This window comes from Sphingomonas faeni (assembly GCF_040407495.1).
In the GTDB taxonomy this organism is placed as follows: domain Bacteria; phylum Pseudomonadota; class Alphaproteobacteria; order Sphingomonadales; family Sphingomonadaceae; genus Sphingomonas; species Sphingomonas faeni_D.
On record NZ_JAPZPP010000002.1, the window covers coordinates 601,955 to 619,519 of the forward strand.

The 17,565-nt window shown below is 65.9% G+C and carries 14 protein-coding genes; 8 read left to right on the plus strand and 6 right to left on the minus strand.

Going from position 1 to position 17,565, the window contains the following annotated elements:
• Positions 1 to 104: 104 nt before the first annotated feature.
• The 3 genes from O6W96_RS07845 (at position 105) to O6W96_RS07855 (ending at position 3,833) form a co-directional block, all read left to right on the plus strand.
• A complete protein-coding gene (locus O6W96_RS07845) occupies positions 105 to 1,028 on the plus strand; it encodes an ABC transporter ATP-binding protein (RefSeq protein ID WP_132896132.1) in 924 nt (307 codons plus the stop codon).
• Positions 1,025 to 2,602, plus strand: coding sequence for an L-aspartate oxidase (nadB, locus tag O6W96_RS07850; RefSeq protein ID WP_353469023.1), 1,578 nt, complete (start codon positions 1,025 to 1,027; stop codon positions 2,600 to 2,602). Before O6W96_RS07845 ends, nadB begins: the two co-directional genes overlap by 4 nt.
• A 118-nt stretch (positions 2,603 to 2,720) precedes the next feature.
• Entirely contained in the window at positions 2,721 to 3,833 is a 1,113-nt protein-coding gene (locus tag O6W96_RS07855; RefSeq protein ID WP_353469024.1) for a serine hydrolase, read from the plus strand.
• Positions 3,834 to 4,003: 170 nt separating this feature from the next.
• Here the strand turns inward: O6W96_RS07855 and O6W96_RS07860 are convergent, their stop codons facing one another.
• The 5 genes from O6W96_RS07860 to hflK all read right to left on the minus strand — a co-directional run bounded on the left by O6W96_RS07860 (position 4,004) and on the right by hflK (position 10,829).
• Positions 4,004 to 5,248, minus strand: coding sequence for a M20 metallopeptidase family protein (locus O6W96_RS07860; RefSeq protein WP_353469025.1), 1,245 nt, complete (start codon positions 5,246 to 5,248; stop codon positions 4,004 to 4,006).
• A 173-nt stretch (positions 5,249 to 5,421) separates the two neighbouring features.
• Entirely contained in the window at positions 5,422 to 7,062 is a 1,641-nt protein-coding gene (locus O6W96_RS07865) for a helicase HerA-like domain-containing protein (RefSeq protein WP_353469026.1), read from the minus strand.
• A 111-nt stretch (positions 7,063 to 7,173) separates the two neighbouring features.
• A complete protein-coding gene (locus O6W96_RS07870; RefSeq protein ID WP_353469027.1) occupies positions 7,174 to 8,730 on the minus strand; it encodes a Do family serine endopeptidase in 1,557 nt (518 codons plus the stop codon).
• Between the two features lie 102 nt (positions 8,731 to 8,832).
• Positions 8,833 to 9,699: a protease modulator HflC gene (gene hflC, locus O6W96_RS07875; protein WP_435372197.1), complete on the minus strand. Its 867-nt coding sequence runs from the start codon at positions 9,697 to 9,699 to the stop codon at positions 8,833 to 8,835.
• The gene (gene hflK, locus O6W96_RS07880) at positions 9,696 to 10,829 is read right to left on the minus strand and encodes a protease modulator HflK (protein ID WP_353469029.1); all 1,134 of its coding nucleotides are present in this window, start codon (positions 10,827 to 10,829) and stop codon (positions 9,696 to 9,698) included. Before hflK ends, hflC begins: the two co-directional genes overlap by 4 nt.
• A gap of 70 nt (positions 10,830 to 10,899) precedes the next feature.
• Between hflK and O6W96_RS07885 the strand changes: the two genes are divergently transcribed.
• The 4 genes from O6W96_RS07885 (at position 10,900) to O6W96_RS07900 (ending at position 13,211) form a co-directional block, all read left to right on the plus strand.
• Positions 10,900 to 11,850, plus strand: coding sequence for an Mrp/NBP35 family ATP-binding protein (locus O6W96_RS07885; protein ID WP_353469030.1), 951 nt, complete (start codon positions 10,900 to 10,902; stop codon positions 11,848 to 11,850).
• A gap of 99 nt (positions 11,851 to 11,949) precedes the next feature.
• Entirely contained in the window at positions 11,950 to 12,381 is a 432-nt protein-coding gene (locus tag O6W96_RS07890) for a CoA-binding protein (protein ID WP_353469031.1), read from the plus strand.
• 55 nt (positions 12,382 to 12,436) lie between these two features.
• Positions 12,437 to 12,772, plus strand: a complete 336-nt coding sequence (locus O6W96_RS07895) for a hypothetical protein (protein ID WP_353469032.1) — start codon at positions 12,437 to 12,439, stop codon at positions 12,770 to 12,772.
• A 10-nt stretch (positions 12,773 to 12,782) separates the two neighbouring features.
• A complete protein-coding gene (locus O6W96_RS07900; protein ID WP_353469033.1) occupies positions 12,783 to 13,211 on the plus strand; it encodes a hypothetical protein in 429 nt (142 codons plus the stop codon).
• 116 nt (positions 13,212 to 13,327) lie between these two features.
• Here the strand turns inward: O6W96_RS07900 and O6W96_RS07905 are convergent, their stop codons facing one another.
• On the minus strand, positions 13,328 to 14,617 hold the full coding sequence (locus O6W96_RS07905; protein ID WP_353469034.1) for a homoserine dehydrogenase: 1,290 nt from the start codon (positions 14,615 to 14,617) through the stop codon (positions 13,328 to 13,330).
• 91 nt (positions 14,618 to 14,708) lie between these two features.
• Here O6W96_RS07905 and O6W96_RS07910 point away from each other — a divergent pair, with 91 nt between their 5' ends.
• On the plus strand, positions 14,709 to 17,456 hold the full coding sequence (locus tag O6W96_RS07910) for a [protein-PII] uridylyltransferase (protein ID WP_353469035.1): 2,748 nt from the start codon (positions 14,709 to 14,711) through the stop codon (positions 17,454 to 17,456).
• The last annotated feature ends 109 nt before the right edge of the window (positions 17,457 to 17,565 follow it).

The window sequence follows — 17,565 nt, forward strand, 5'->3', positions numbered from 1 at the left end:
CGACAAGCGCAACACCTCCGCGTCTCCGCGCCTCCGCGTGAACAAATCTTCTTTGCAACGCCCGAGGGGATGACCAGCCCCGCCCGCCCCGCTATGCCGCAGCCATGACCGAAGCTGCGATCGCAATCTCGAACCTTTGCAAAACCTACGCTGGTGGCAAGCGTGCCTTGGACGGGGTGACGTTCGACGTCCCCCGCGGCCAGATCTTCGGCCTGCTCGGCCCCAACGGTGCGGGCAAGTCCACGCTGATCAACATCCTCGCCGGCCTCGTCAACAAGACCGACGGCAGCGCAGCGATCTGGGGGTTCGACATCGACGAGCACCCGCGCAACGCCAAGGCGTCGATCGGCATCGTCAACCAGGAGATCCTGTTCGACCCGTTCTTCTCGCCCTTCGAAACGCTCGAAATCCAGGCCGGCCTCTACGGCGTCCCCAAGGCGAAGCGCCGCACGATGGAACTGCTCCGCGCGGTCCATCTCGAAGACAAGGCGCACGCCTATGCCCGCACGTTGTCGGGCGGCATGAAGCGTCGCCTGATGGTGGCGAAAGCGATGGTCCACTCGCCCCCCGTCCTCGTCCTCGACGAACCGACCGCTGGCGTCGACATCGAGCTCCGCCAACAGCTCTGGACCTATGTCCGCAGCCTCAACCAGGCCGGCGTGACGGTCGTCCTCACCACCCATTACCTCGAGGAAGCCGAGGAACTCTGCGACCGGATCGCGATCATCAACAACGGCCGCCTGATCGCGAACGAACCGACGCGCGAACTGGTCGGCAAGGCGCAGGAGAAGATCGTCGCCGTCACCGTCGATCGCGACGTGACCGACATCCCCGCCAACGCCTGCTTCCAGAAGATCACGCTCAAAGGCACGCGCACCCTCGAAATCACCTACAAGAAGGACCGCGTGAACGCCGGCGAAGTCCTCGCCGCGATCCAAGGCAGCGGCTTCGGCATCGTCGACGTCTCGACCAAGGAACCCGATCTCGAGGACGTCTTCCTCAGCCTGACCCGCGCCGCCAACGCATGACGAGCGACATCCTGATCGTCGGCTCGGGCGCCGCAGGTCTAACCGCGGCACTCAACCTCGCCGACCGCTTCAAGGTCACGGTGTTAGCCAAGGGCGCGCTCAACGAAGGCTCGACTGCCTGGGCGCAGGGTGGGATCGCCGCGGTGCTCGAACCCGGCGACACGTTCGAGAACCATGTCGAGGATACGATGGTCGCCGGCGCCGGGCTCAACGACCGCGCGATCGTCGAGATGGTCGTCGAAGGCGCCCCCGCCGCGATCGAACGTCTCACGCATCTCGGCGTCCCGTTCGAGACCGAAGGCAACGCGCTGCATTTGACTCGCGAAGGCGGCCACTCGCACCGCCGCATCGTCCACGTCGCCGACGCGACCGGCTGGGCCGTGCAGGAAGCGCTCCAGAAGGCCGCGGAGGCACACCCGAACATCACGCTAGTGCCCGACCAGATCGCGATCGACCTCGCCACCGGCCGTCACGAGGAACGCTATTCGGGCTCGGGCAACGTCTGGGGCGTCTACGCGGTCGACCGCAAGACCGAGCGCGTCGCCCTCTACACCGCGCGCGCGACGATTCTCGCGACCGGCGGCGCGGGCCGCACCTATTTGTTCTCGACCGCCCCCCGCGGCGCGACTGGCGACGGCATCGCGATGGCATGGCGCGCGGGCGCCCGCGTCTCCAACATGGAGATGATGCAGTTCCACCCGACCTGCCTCTACAATCTGGAGGTCAAGAATTTTCTGATCACCGAGGCGGTCCGCGGCGAAGGCGGGCAGTTGATCAACCCGTCGACCGGCAAGCGTTTCATGACCTATTACGACCCCGCGCGGATGGAGCTCGCCCCCCGCGATATCGTCGCACGCGCGATCGACGCCGAGATCAAGCGCTACGGGCTCGACTACGTCCATCTCGACATCAGCCACATGCCGCCCGAGTTCATCCGGCATCACTTCCCGAACATCCACGAGAAGCTGCTCGGTCTCGGTATCGACATGACGACGCAGCCGATCCCGGTCGTCCCCGCGCAGCATTATACGTGCGGCGGCATCGTCATCGACGAACACGGCAAGACCGACCTTCCCGGCCTGTATGCGGCAGGCGAGTGCACCGAGTCCGGCCTGCACGGCGCCAACCGGCTCGCATCCAATTCGCTGCTCGAATGCTTCGTGTTCGGCGAGGCGGCGGCGGACAACATCGCAGCTGCGTGGGACTCGCTGCCCCCGCCCCCGCCGATCCGCCCGTGGGACGAAAGCCGCGTCACAGACTCCGACGAAGAGGTCGTGATCAAGCAGACCTGGACCGAAATACGCCGCTTCATGTGGAATTATGTCGGCATCGTCCGCACCACCAAGCGGCTCGAACGCGCCAAGCACCGCATCGAACTGCTCAACGACGAGGTCGCCGAATATTACCAGCATTTCCGCGTCACGCCCGACCTGATCGAGCTGCGCAACCTGCTCCAGACCGCCGAACTGATCGTGCGATCCGCGCTGCATCGGCATGAGAGCCGCGGGCTGCATTTCACGCTCGACTACCCCGAGACGCTGCCGGAAGCGATCGATACGGTTCTCGTTCCATAGAATGACGGCGGCTCGGCGCATCGTCGGCGCGCTTCGTCGCAGCGACGTGCTGCCGCGGTTTCCCGTGGCCGATCAACGGATAAGGATCGATGCTTCAGTGCAGGGCGTTCAATCCATCATGACATCGGCGAGTGCGTTCAAGCGTTTTCTGGCAACCGCCCTGTTCGGCACGGCGCTCGCCGGATGCGGATCGGCATCGCGACCGACCCCGCCCGCCGTCTCCCCGGTACATCAGTCCGAGGGGTTCGTCTCGATCCCGGTGCCGCTGCCCCTGCCGCGTACGCCGCGACCCGCGCCTACCAGCCTCGTCAACGCGATCTCCGAACTGCAAAGCGGGTTCCAGGGCAAGGCGGGCATCGCGGTGCGCGCGGTCGACGATGGCTGGACGGTTGAGGCAGGCGGCCGGCAGTTGCTGCCGCAGCAGTCGGTCAGCAAGCTATGGGTCGCGATGACCGTGATGGACCTGCGTGATCAAGGCAAGATCCGCCTCGACGAGCCGATCGTCGTTCGGCCGCAAGACCTCACGCTGTTCCACCAGCCGATCGCCATGCTGGTCAAGGGCGACGGCTATCGGACGACGGTCGGCGAGTTGCTCACACGCGCGCTCACGCATAGCGATAACACCGCGAACGACCGGCTGCTTACGCGCGTCGGCGGCCCTTCCGCGGTACGTTCGATGATCGAGCGGAAACGGCTTGGCGCGATCCGGTTCGGGCCGGGCGAGCGGATGCTGCAAAGCGGTACGGCGGGGCTGACCTGGCAGCCATCCTACGCGGTCAATGGCGGCTTCATGACGGCGCGCAACCGGTTGTCGCCTGCGGTGCGGGAGGCTGCGCTGAATGCGTACGTCCGCAATCCGCCCGACGGTGCCGCGCCGCTCGCGATCGCCGATGCTATCGCGCGGCTGGCTAAGGGCGATATCTTGTCCGAAACTTCGACGAAGATTCTCCTCGATACGATGGGCCGTTCGGTCACCGGCCGCGCCCGCCTGCGCGCCGCGCTCCCCAGCGGCTGGGAGATCGCGCACAAGACCGGCACCGGTCAGGACCTCGGCCGCCGCAACGCTGGCTTCAACGATGTTGGATTGCTCACCGCCCCGGACGGGCGTCGCTACGCGATCGCGGTGATGATCGGGGATACGATCCGGCCGATGCCCGAGCGCCAGCGGTTGATCCAGGCGGCAGCGGCGGCGGTCGCCAACTACGCGGGCAACACCCGATCGATTGGCTGAAGTCGTCGTGCTGCAGTGCAGCGTAAGGTGGCAGAGGCATGATCACGCCGCGCCGCCACGCCGCAGACTCAGCCGCCGTCTTGGTGTGACTTTATCGTAACCTTTGGGATCGCGCGCGGTGCCGAGTCGGCGCCCAGCCTTCCAACGAAGGCCGAGGCCGACCACGCCGGTCAATCGAACCCGTTCGCTAGAAACCGCTCGGCGACCGCACAGTGCATCGCGATTCCGTGCGCCATCACGCGCTCGTCGATCGTCATCTTGGTATTGTGCAGCGGCGGGTTGGTACGTGGATCGCTACCCTCGGGCGCGGCGCCGATGAACGCCATGGCTCCGGGCAGCTTCTGAAGCACGTACGAGAAGTCCTCTGCGCCCATCATCGGCGGCATCACCTGATACGCGCCCTCGCCGCCGATCGCGGTCGCGCACGCCTTCATCAAATCGGTGGCGCGCTCGTCGTTGACTGTGACCGGATAGCCCTCCTCGATCGTCGGCGCCCCCACCGCGCCATGCGCCGCGGCGATGCCCTCGACCATGCGGATGAACGCCGCGCGGACCTGCTCGCGCGTGCGCTCCGAGAGCGTGCGCATCGTGCCGAGCATCTCGACGGTCGACGGGATGACGTTGTGCGCACTGCCGGCGTTAAGCTTGGTGATCGACAGCACCGCGGGATCGGTGACCGCCACCTGCCGTGCGACATAGGTTTGCAAAGCGGTAACGATCTCGCAGGCGATCGGCAGCGGATCGAGGCAGTCGTGCGGCATCGCCGCATGTCCCCCACGGCCGGTGATCGTCGCACGCAGCGTATCGGTCGACGCCATCAGCGTGCCCGCGCGGCTGACGACATGCCCCATCGGCATGTTCGGCGAGATGTGCAGCGCGAAGCCGGCTTCGGGCAGCGGCGAGTCGAGCAGACCGTCGGCGATCATGTGCCGGGCGCCGTGATGACCCTCCTCGCCCGGCTGGAACATGAACACGACCGTGCCGGGAAGTTCGTCACGCCGTGCGCAGAGCGCCTTGGCCGCGCCGACGAGCATCGCGGTATGCGAATCGTGGCCGCAGGCGTGCATCGCGCCGTCGATCTTCGACGCGAACGGCAGGCTGGTTTCCTCCTGCATCGGCAACGCGTCCATGTCGCCGCGGAGCAGTACCGTCCGCCCGTTGCCGCCGGCATTGCCGCCGCGCCCGCCACGCAGGATCGCGACGAAGCCGGTGGTCGAAGTGCCTTCGCGGATTTCGAGCGGGAGGCCAGCGAGCGCCGCCTTCACCTTGTCCGAGGTGCGGGGGCAGTGGAGGCCGACTTCGGGATCGGCGTGGATCGCGCGGCGGAGGGTGATCGCATCGTCTAGGCTGTCCTCGCCGATGACGGTCCAGTCGGTCGGCGTCCAGTCGGTAGTGGATTCGAAATCGAGGGACATATCTGACTCCGTGAAAACTGGCTTCCACCCCGGCGAAGGCCGGAGCCCAATTGGAAAGGTCGATGTAACGAAGCGCCGTCCGACGTTACCTCCGTTCCCCAATTGGGCCCCGGCCTCCGCCGGGGTGGTGTGTTTGTTTGGGGGGCGGCTCGGCCCCTGATCATGAAGGCAGTCTACCCCCGGAACAGCCCGCCTAAAACCCCGCGCAGCACCGTGCCGACCAAGCCGCCACTCGACGACCGGCGCGACTTCGTCCCGAAGACCTGCTTGCCGATCTCATTCGCCACCTGCCGCCCGATCGACGAACTTGCTGCGCGTGTCGCCGACGATGCCATCTTGGTCCAGGGCGAATTTGCCGCCTCGCGGTCAGCCTCGCGCTGCTGGCGGTCCGCCTCGCGTTGGTCAGCAATGCGAGCCCGCTCCGCCTCTTTCGCCGCCTTGGCATCGACCTTCGCCTGCGCCGCAGCGGCCTTATCCGCCTCGGTCGTCGCCTTCTCCTCAGCCGCCGCAGCGCTCGCCTCCTGCGTCTTCGCCGCGAGCAATTCCTCCGCCGACTCCCGATCGACCAGCGTGTCGTACTTCGCGCCGACCGCATCGGTCTCGATCATCACCTTCCGCTCGGCAGGCGTGATCGGCCCAACGCGCGAGGCGGGCGGCTTGATCAGCGTCCGCTCGACCGGGGTCGGCGCGCCGTCCGCCTGAAGCAGCGACACCAGCGCCTCGCCGACCTTCAGCTCGGTGATGATCGTCGCAACATCGACGCCGGGGTTCGCCCGGAACGTCTCAGCCGCCGACCGCACCGCAGCCTGATCGCGCGGCGTGAACGCGCGCAACGCATGCTGCACGCGGTTGCCGAGCTGGCCCGCGACCGTGTCGGGAACGTCGATCGGGTTCTGCGTGATGAAATAGACGCCCACCCCCTTCGAGCGGATCAGACGGACGACCTGTTCGATCTTCTCGAGCAGGGCCTTCGGCGCCTCGTCGAACAGCAGATGCGCCTCGTCGAAGAAGAAGCACAGCACCGGCTTGTCGGGATCGCCGACCTCGGGAAGATGCTCGAACAGCTCGCTCATCAGCCACAGCAGGAACGTCGCATACAGCTTCGGCGAGGCCATCAGCTTGTCGGCGGCGAGGATGTTGACGATCCCCCTGCCCCGGTCGTCGACGCCGATGAAGTCGCTCATTTCGAGCGCCGGCTCGCCGAAGAAATTCTCCGCGCCTTGCGTGCGCAACTGGAGCAGCGAGCGCTGGATCGCGCCGATCGACTGCTTTGAGACGTTGCCGTACGTCACCGTCAACTCGTCCGCCCGCCCCGTGCATTCGGTCAGCATCGCCTGAAGATCGTCGAGGTCGATCAGCAGCAGCCCCTCCTTGTCGGCGACGTGGAACGCGATCGTCAGCACGCCCTCCTGCACCTCGTTGAGGTCCATTAGCCGCGACAGCAGCAGCGGCCCCATCTCGCTGATCGTGGTGCGGATCGGATGGCCCTGCTCGCCGAACAGGTCCCAGAACTGTACCGGGTTGTCGGCATAGGCCCAGCCATCGTCGTCGATTGCCTTCGCCCGCTCGGCAAAGCTCGCGTGCGTCTTCGCAGTTGGCGAGCCCGCCATCGCGAGGCCCGACAGGTCGCCCTTCACGTCGGCGACGAAGCAAGGCACGCCATTCGCGGAGAAGCCCTCGATGATCCCTTGCAACGTCACCGTCTTGCCGGTCCCGGTCGCGCCCGCGATCAGGCCGTGGCGGTTAGCGCGCTTCAATTCGAGCGTCTGCGGCTTGCCGTCCACGCTCGCGCCGATGAAGATGCCGTCGGTCATGGGTCTCGTCCTCTGTGTCCGACGGCGACCCTAACCCCGCGCGTCGCAAAGAAAAAGGACCGCCGCTCAGGCGAGCGACGGTCCTTTTGAATCAGTCGTGTCGGTCGTAGATTACTTGATCTTGACCGGCAGGAACGTTGCGGGGCTACGGCCGCGCTTCACCTGCAACAACACCTGGGGGCGGCCTGCCGCCTTGGCCGTGTTGACCGCGTTCTGGACGTCGACCGCGGTGCGGACGGGCGTGCCGTTGACCGAGATGATGACGTCGCCGCGCTTGAGCTTGCCGAACGCATCGCTGGTCTGCGCAACCACCGCGATCACGACGCCCTGCGTGCTGGCTTCGACGCCGACCGCCTGCGCGATCGCCGGGGTCAGCGGCTGTACGCCGATGCCGAGCGCCGCGCCCGCCGTGGGTGCGGCGGGGGTAGCCGAGTCATCGCCGTCATCGCCGTCGTCGCTGCCGAAGCCCTGGGCATCACCGCCGACCACCGCCGCCAGCTTGTCCGCGGTCGGGCGTGGCACGACGACCACATTGGAGACCACCGGCTTGCCGTTGCGCAGGATGTCGAGACGTGCGGTCGCTCCCGGCTTCACGTTCGAGACGAGGTAGGACAACGACTGGTCGACCGTCACGGCCTGACCGTTGACCTTCGTCACCACGTCGCCCGCACGCACGCCGGCCTTTGCCGCCGGGCCGCCCGCGGTGACGTCGTTGATCAACTCGCCCTGGTTCTTGGCGATGCCGAGTGCCGCGGCGGTATCCTCGTTGATCGTGCCACCCGGCTGCAGCTGCACGCCGATATAGCCGCGCTCGATCGTGCCGCCCTTCATGAAGGTGGCGATGATCGGCTTGGCAACGGCCGCGGGAATCGCGAAGCCGATACCAATATTGCCGCCCGACTGGCTGAAGATCTGCGAGTTCACGCCGATCACGTTGCCGTTGAGGTCGAACATCGGGCCGCCCGAGTTGCCCTGGTTGATCGAGGCATCGGTCTGGATGAAGCGATCATACGCGCCGCCCTGGCCGGTGACGCGGTTGATCGCCGAGACGATACCCGCGGTCACGGTGCCGCCGAGGCCGAACGGCTCGCCGATCGCCACGACCCAGTCGCCGACGCGCGCGCCGTTCGAATCGCCGAACTTCACGAACGGCAGGTTGGCCGCGTCGATCTTGAGCAGCGCGAGATCCGATTCCTGATCCTTGCCGATGACCTTGGCGACATATTCCTTCTTGTCGCTCAGCGTGACGGTGATCGAATCGACCGTCGCGCCCTGCGCGCCCGGCGAGATCACGTGGTTATTCGTGACGACATAGCCGTCCGGCGAGATCAGGAAGCCCGAACCGAGCGAGGCGCCTTCACGCTTCACCGGCGCGCCGCCCTGGCCGCCGCCGCCCATGCCGCCGAACAGGTCGCCGAACGGCGTGCCCGCGAACGGATTGGCCTGTTGCTTCTGGACGATCGTCTGCTTGGTCGAGATGTTGACGACCGCAGGCTGGAGCCGGGCGACCATGTCGGCGAAGCTCATCGGCGCACCGGGCTTCGGCGAGACGGCCTGGATCGCACCGGGTTCGTTCTGCGCGACCTGCGCACCGCTCGGTTGGAGCGCGAGCGTCGCGGTCGCACCGCCGAGGAGAAGAGCACTGGTAATGGCGTAGGCGTAACGCACTAGATGTTGTCCTCTCGTTTCATCAATCGAAACAGGTACCCCGTAGGGATGCCGTCCTGAATGATGCTTGAATATGAACGGGCGTTCAAAGGTTCCGCAGGCTCAACGCCCGCGGCCCTCGAATTCCCGCAAGTAGCTGTTGTTCGGCGAAAGAATGATCGAGGTCGATCCTTCTGGTGCCGGCCCACCGTCCGCACCGAACGTATGCCGATACGACTGCATCGCGCGGTAGAAGTCGTAGAAATCGGCATCCTTGCCGAAGCTCTCGGCATAGATCTTCGCCGAATCCGCATCGGCCTGCGCACGGACGATCTGCGCCTGCTTCTGACCCTCGGCACGGATCGTGATCGCCTCCTGCTGGCGCGCGCTGGACATACGCTTGAGCGCGCTTTCGAGCGGCAGGCCGACGGGAAGGTTCGCCTGCTTGATACGCACGTCGACGATCTCGACGCCGTACTGGCTGGCGACGCGCTGGAGGCCCTTCTGGATGTTGTCCATCAGCTCCGAGCGCTCCGGGCTTAGCAGTTCGACGAAACGCCGCTTGCCGAGTTCGTTGCGCAGCGCCGAACCGAGGATAGGGCGAAGCTGATCGGGAATCCGGTCCTCGCTGCCGACCGCGTTGCGCATCTTCCGCGGATCGACGATCCGATAGCGCGCATAGGCGTCGACCTCGAGCCGAAGCTGGTCGGTCGACAGCACCAGCGTGTTGTCGAGTTCGAGATCCTGCACGCGCTTGTCGATCCAGACGATCCGGTCGACGAACGGAATGCGCGCGATCAGACCCGCGCCGGTTTGGCCGAACGCGGTGTTGGGCTGCCACGCGTTGACGGTGCGGATCGGCTGGCCGAAGCGCAGGATCACAGCCTGCTTGGTCTCGGGGACGATCGCAAAGGTCGATGCGGCGAGGATCACCAGCAGCAGCGCGACGATGCCGGCGACGATCGGATTACGGAAACTCACGGCGTTCACTGATCGGCTCCAGACTGGGGGGCAGCCGCCGCCGCGGCGGGCGCTGGCGTCGACTGGACAGCCTCCGGGTTCGGCAAGCGTTTGGCGTTCGACAGCGGCAGATACGGCACCACCCCGCCCGGCGTCTCGACGATCGTCTTGTCGCTTTTGGCGAGCACCGCCTCCATCGTCTCGTAATACATGCGGCGACGCGTCACTTCGGGCGCAAGCTTGTACTGCTCGTACACCTTGTCGAACGACGCGGCCTCGCCCTGCGCGCGCGCCACGACCTGCTGCGCATACGAGCGCGACTGGTTGAGGTTGGCGATCGCCTCCTGCTGTGCGGCGGTAACCGCGTTGAAGTCCTCGACGATCCGCGCGGGCGCAGCAGCCTGCTTGATCGCGACGCCCTGAATACGGACGCCCGATTTGTAGTCGTTGAGGATCTGCTGCGTGAGTTCGGCGACGCGTTGCTCGATCACGGTACGACCCGTGCCGATCGCCTGATCGAGCGTCGTCGTCGCCACCACCGCACGCATCGCGCTCTCGGCAGCGGCCCGAACAGTGTCGTTCGGCTCGGCGAGCTGGAATACGTAATCGCGCGGATCCGAGATATCCCAACGGACCGAATACGCCAGATCGATGATGTTCTGGTCGCCGGTCAGGGTTAGGTTCTCGCCATCGCCAACGGGGAAGTTGTCGGTACGGATCTTCTGCACATCGACCACCGTCACGTCGGCAATCGGCGCGGGCATCGTCAGACGAACACCCGGATCGAGCGTGCCTGCGTATTTGCCGAAATAAGTGACGACGCCGCGCTGCTGGGGGCCGATCTGATGCACCGAGGTGAACAGGATCCAGACAATCGCGATGATCGCGACGCCGATCGCCCAAAGCGCGCGGGCGTTGGCGCCCGAGGGCAGGCCGCCGAAGCCGCCAGTGCCGCCACCGCCGTCGCCCGAACCGCGCGCTTTCCGCAGGAACTCGTCGAGCGCGGTCGGTTTGGCGGCAGGCTTGCGGCCACCTGGAGGTTGCGCCCAGGGATTGCGCGGGCCGCTGTTACCGTCGTCACCCGAGCTGCCCCAGGGGCCTTTCGGTGTTTCGGTGGCGAGGATATCGGGGCGCCGGAACCAGCGCGAGAGGATCGTCATACCAACCTTTATAGGTAGGCGCGGACGGAAATACAGTGCCAAGCGGCCCGAGCGGCCCTATCTGCGCCGCATGATCGATATCGAAGCGGTAAAGGCGGCGGTGGCCGCAGTGGCGGGGAAGCGGGCGACCGTGCGGCTGGAGGCAACGCGCGCCGGCATCATCATCGATGCGACCGGGCTCGATCCGCAGGCGCGCGATGCGCTTGAGGCGACCGTGCGGATGGCGGCGACGCAGCCGGGTATTTCGGAAGTCCGCATTGCCGTGACCGCCGAGCGCTCGACGCGGCGGCTGATCGCGGTCGCCAGCGGCAAGGGCGGCGTGGGCAAATCGACGCTCGCCGCCAACCTGGCCATCGCGATGTCGCGTGCCGGGCGGCGGGTCGGGTTGGTCGACGCCGATATCTACGGGCCGTCGCAGCCAAGGCTGATGAACGTCGAGGGCACGCGGCCGACCGCGAAGGACAAGGTGCTCGATCCGGTCCCTACCCCTTACGGCGTGCCGTTGCTGTCGATGGGACAACTGGTCGAGCCGGGCAAGGCGATCGCCTGGCGCGGGCCGATGGCGGCGGGGGCGCTCGGCCAGCTGGTCGAGGCGGATTGGGGCGTGACCGATACGCTCGTGCTCGATCTCCCCCCCGGCACCGGCGACGTCCAGCTGACGATGGTCCAGAAATATCGGCCGGCGGGGGCGGTGATCGTCTCGACTCCGCAAGATCTCGCGCTGATCGACGCGCGTCGCGCGATCGATCTGTTCGAGAAGGCCGGCATCCCGATCATCGGCCTGGTCGAGAACATGGCCGGCTATATCTGCCCGCATTGCGGCGAGGCGTCCGATCCGTTCGGCCATGGCGGCGCAGAAGCGGCGGCGCGCGAACTCGGCATTCCGTTCCTCGGCCGCGTACCGCTGACGATCTCGATCCGCACCGCGTCCGATGCAGGCACCCCGCCGGCTTCGGATCCAAGCGATGCGGTCTTCATGCCAATTGCGGCTCAGGTCGTCGCATGGCTCGGAAAACTGTGAAACCCGTGTGCCTGATCCACGTTATGTGATTACCGGTCGTACCGAGTGGCCTTCTACCACGGTACGAGCGGACCAGATTTCTTCTTACAGGAGGCATCGATGCCATTGACTGCCGATGCCGACATCAAGACGCTGCTCGAAGGCGCGCGCACGATCGTGATGATCGGCGCCTCCGACCGTCCCGACCGCCCTTCCTACAACGTTATGTCCAAGCTCCAGGCGCATGGCTATCGCGTGATCCCGGTCAATCCGCAGATCACCGGCGAGCATGTCCACGGCGAGTTCGTTTTCCGCGACCTGTCGCAACTCGGCGACCCGATCGACATCGTCGATATCTTTCGCAACTCGGCGGCTGCCGGCGAAGCGGTCGATCAGGCGATCGCGGCAGGTGCGAAGGCTGTCTGGATGCAACTCGGCGTCGCCAACGAAGAGGCTGCGGAACGCGCCGAAGCCGCTGGGCTGAAAGTGGTGATGGATCGTTGCCCGGCGATCGACATCCCCCGACTCGGAGTCGCCAAGATCGAGCAATGATGCTTGCTCCTTCGGACGATCGCGGCCAGTCTGCGTATCAGTCCGGGAGACGCCGATGCTGGTCATGCTGTTGTCGATACTGATCGAAGACCCGCTGATGGCGACCGCGAAGGCGCGCATGGCCACCGAGCAACCCTGTATCCAGAGCGCCGACGAGACCGATATCACGGTCTGTGGAATGCGACATGCCGACCGGTTTCGCGTGCCGTTCGTCGAGCATGACGCCGGCGACCCCAAGCATGAAAGCGTCCGCAACGAACGCACCCGCCTGCTCCGTCGCACCTCTCCGCTCGCCGATCTCAGCCCATTCCAGGTTGGCGGCGGGATGGCAGGCGTCACCATGACGGTCGGCGGTGAAGGTGGCACGTCGTTCCGTAAGCCCGCACCGTAAGGGCCCGAGAATGTTTGCAACAATCGTGTCGGCGATGCTTCAGGTGGCTGCCCCTACCGCCGCCACAGCGGCACCACCCATGCCGGAGCGCTTCTCGATCCTCGTCGACCCGTGCGCGACGCAGATGCAGGACGGGACCGAGATCATCGTCTGCGGCAAATCCGCGACAACCACCCCGCGCCTGCCGATGCGCGACGATCGCGGCCCGCCCAATCACGCGGTCGCCTCCAATCCCAACCTCACCGCCGTCCGCGCGCTGGAGTTGTCGGATACACCCTGTGCAGTTCGACAGGGGGGATGCCAAGTTGGCTTCGGCCCGCCGATCGCCCCGATCGCCAAGGCTGCGGTAGGGTTGATCAAGAGCGCTCTCGCGAAGAAACCCGACAAACGCGGCCGCGTACCGATCGATCTCGACGGCCCCGTCGGCACCGTGAACTAGGCAGCAGGCTGGATATCCCCCTTCGCCTTGCTCCAGGCCTTCCCGCCGACGAGCCCGTTGTCGCGCGGCCATAACGGTGCTGGTTCAGAATGTGGGGGCGGACTGGCGAGCCCACCTCAATCTAGGATATGCATCCACATCGGCCGGCCCACCAGACTCTGCGACCCTCGCAGCTTCTCCAGCGCCTGAGCGATCGAGCGTTCCGGGCTTTCATGCGTCACGATCGCCACCAGCACGCTGCCATCCGCGATCGCTCCGCGCTGGATCAGGCTCTCGATCGAGACGCCCGCGTCGCGCATTGCCGCCGCGATCTCGGCCAGCACGCCGACCCGGTCCGCGACGGTAAAGCGGAGATACGCGCGGCCGCGTCGCTCGCCGCTGTCCGCCTTGGGTGCCGATGTCAGCGCCACCACCGGCATAGCGAACGGCGGGCCGAACTCGCCCCGCGCGATGTCGATCAGATCGGCCACCACCGCACTCGCGGTTGGGCCATCGCCCGCGCCGGCGCCCTGGAACAGCAGGCGACCGACGAAATTGCCTTCCGCGACAACCGCGTTGAGCGATCCTGTGACGTGTGCCAGCGGATGATCGATCGGCACCAGGTGCGGATGCACGCGCTGGAACAACCCGTCCGCATTCGCCTCCGCCAACCCGAGCAGTCGCACGCGATAGCCGAGCGCCGCCGCCTCCGCGATGTCCGCGCCGAGCAGATGCCGGATGCCACTGATCGCGACGTCGTCGAAGGCCGGCTGCGTCCCGAACGCGACCGCGGCCAGGATCGACAGCTTGTGCGCCGCATCGACGCCGTCGATGTCGAAACTTGGATCGGACTCCGCAAACCCAAGCGTCTGTGCCTCCGCTAACACCTCGGCAAAGTCGCGGCCTTCGGATTCCATCTTCGACAGGATGAAATTGCAGGTGCCGTTGAGGATCCCGTACACACGGGCGATCTCGTTTGCCGCGGCGCCTTCCCGCAGCCCCTTGATGACCGGGATGCCGCCCGCGACCGCGGCCTCGAACTTCAGCGCGACCCCGGCTGACTCCGCCGCCTGCGCGAGTTCGAGCCCGTGATGCGCGATCATCGCCTTGTTCGCGGTGACGAAACTCCGCCCTGCCCCAAGCGTGCTACGCGCAAGCGTAAGCGCCGGTCCGTCCGACCCACCGATCAGTTCGACCACGACATCCGCACTCGGCTGTTTCGCCAGCGCGGTCGTGTCATCGACCCACGCGAACCGCGACAGATCAACGCCGCGATCCTTGCCACGATCGCGTGCGGATACCGCGACGACCTCAATCTCGCGCCCGGCCCGCCGCGCAATTAACTCGCGGTTCGCATCGAGCAGCCGGATCACCCCGCCGCCTACCGTCCCCAGCCCGGCCAGGGCTACGCGCAATGGTTCACTCATTTTCGTCCTCCACTCGCACGTCCGGTTACGTTTCGGCGGGCGTTTGCGCAATCCTGATGACGCACGCGCGCGGCGCCCCTATCTGGGCATCATGTCAGGCCGCTTCGATCATCTCCCCAACCGTCGCACGATCATCGATCGCCGTGCCGTCGCCGAAACCATCGCAGCCTTGGAAGGCGTCGACGCGGCCGCACTCCGCCGCGACGCGACCACGCTACTGAAGGCCGGGCTAGACAAGGGCCGGGTCGAGGTTGAGCGCCGTCTTGTCGAACATCCGTCGCGCGGGTTGGAAGCGTCCAGCGCACAGGCCTATCTGATCGATGCGCTGATCCGCATCCTATTCGAATTCACGACGCAGCGGCTCTACCCCCTGCCCAACCCGACGATCGGCGAACGGCTCACGTTGATCGCGGTCGGCGGATATGGCCGCGCTGAAATGGCACCGCACTCTGACGTCGATATCGGCTTCCTCACCCCCGGCAAGCAGACGCCTTGGGCGGAGCGGGTGATCGAATCGATGTTGTACGCGCTTTGGGATCTCGGGCTGAAGCTCGGCCAGTCCAGCCGCTCGCTCGACGAGATGGTCCGCCAAGCAAAGGCCGACGTCACCGTCCGCACAGCCTTGCTCGAAGCGCGCTACGTCTGTGGCGATACCGAGCTGTATGAACAGGCATCGCACCGCTTCAAGACCGAGGTCCAAACGGACACCGCGCGCACCTTCATCGCCGACAAGCTCGCCGAACGCGACGCCCGCCACCGGAAGATGGGCGACACGCGCTATGTCGTCGAACCCAACGTCAAGGAGGGCAAGGGAGGCCTGCGCGATCTCCACGCATTGTTCTGGATCGGCAAATACATCTACGACGTCCAGCGCGCTGCTGAACTGGTCGAGGTCGGGTTGTTCACCAAGGCCGAATACCGGCTGTTCCACCGCGCCGACAATTTCTTCCAGGCGGTGCGCTGCCACCTGCACAGCATCACCGGCCGCGCCGAGGATAGACTGACCTTCGACCTGCAACGTGAGATCGCCGACCGGATGCGGTTCTCGGATCGACCCGGCAAGTCTAAGGTCGAGCGCTTCATGCAGTTCTACTTCCTGCAGGCCAAGACGGTCGGTACGCTCAGCGGCGTCTTCCTCGCGCATCTCGACGAGAAGTTCGCCGCGCGTGGGCGAAGGTTCGGGTTGCCGACGATCCGCCGGTCCCCGCGCAAACTCAACGGGTTCGTGCTCGATCGCGGACGGTTGGCATTGCCTAGCGATGACTTCTTCCGGGCCGATCCCGAACGCCTGATCGAGATCTTCCAGCTGGCCGATAAGCACGGCGTTGAGATCCACCCACTTGCGATGCGCGCCGCGGCGCGAGACGCCAAGCTGGTCGACGACGTGCGCAACAGCCCGACCGCGAACGCGCTGTTTCTCGACGTGCTGACCTCGCCGCGCGATCCCGAACTCGTGCTGCGCTGGATGAACGAGGCGGGCGTGTTCGGCCGGTTCGTGCCCGATTTCGCGCGCGTCGTCGCGCAGATGCAGTTCGACATGTACCATCACTACACCGTCGATGAGCACACCATTCGTGCGATCGGCCTGCTCGCGCGCATCGAGAGCGGCGTATTGAAGGAAGAGCATCCACTCGCCAGTGCGATCTTCGAACAGATCGTGTCGCGGCGTGCGCTGTATGTCGCGGTGCTGCTCCACGACATCGCCAAGGGCCGCGGCGGCGATCACTCGATCCTGGGCGCAGAGGTGGCGCAGCGGCTTTGCCCGCGTTTTGGCCTCACGCCCGCCGAAACCGAGACAGTCGCCTGGCTCGTGCGGTGGCATTTGCTCATGTCCGCCACTGCGTTCAAGCGCGACCTTAGCGACTTCAAGACGATCCTCGATTTCTGCGACCTGGTGCAGAGTCCGGAGCGCCTCCGCCTGCTGTTGACGCTGACGATCGTCGACATCCGCGCGGTCGGTCCGGGCGTCTGGAACGGCTGGAAACGGCAGTTGCTCGGCGACCTGTACGAGTCGGCGGAAGAGGTCCTACGCCTCGGTCACAAGCAGAAAGGGCGCGCCGAGCGGATCGCCGCCAAGCAGGCGCATCTGCGCGAGGAACTCGGCTGGACCGAAGAGGTCTTTGCAACGCTCGTCCACCGGCTACCGGAGGCATACTGGATTGCCGAACCCGAGGACGTGCTCGCCCACAATGCGCGCTTCCTCGCCGATACCGGCGATGCACAACTCGCGATCGACGCACACGTCTATCCTGGGCGCGGTGCAACGCTGGTAACGATCTACGCGGCCGATCATCCCGGGCTGTTCTACCGGATTGCCGGGGCCATCCACGTGGCAGGCGGCAACATTATCGACGCGCGAATCCATACGACACGCGACGGCATGGCGATCGATAACTTCCTCGTGCAGGATCCGTTCGGGCGGCCGTTCGACGAATCCGGTCAGCTCTCGCGACTAAAAACCGCGATCGAGGACGCGCTGGCCAACCGCGGCAAGCTCGCCGACCGTCTGGTAGCCAAGCCCCTGCCGCGTACGCGTGCGGAAGCGTTCGACATCGTCCCGAACGCGCTGGTCGACAACAAGGCTTCGAACCGCTTCACCGTCGTCGAGGTCAATGCGCGCGATCGGCCCGCCTTGCTCAATCAACTCGCCAACGCGCTGTTTCAGTCGAAGGTGACGATCCATTCCGCGCATGTCGCGACCTACGGCGAGCGCGCTGTGGATACGTTCTACATCACCGATCTGACGGGGGATCGGATCACCCAGCCCGCGCGGTTGAGGACGCTGGAGCGGCGGCTGCTGGCGGCGGCGGCGGGCGAAGAGATCGATCTCGCGGCGTAAGGGCCGCCTTGGTTTCCCGCGAAAGCGGGAGCCCAGGGTAATGTCAAGAAACCCTGGACTCCCACGTTACCGGAAAGAACAAGTCGGAGGCCCCACGCGCTTCCAACAA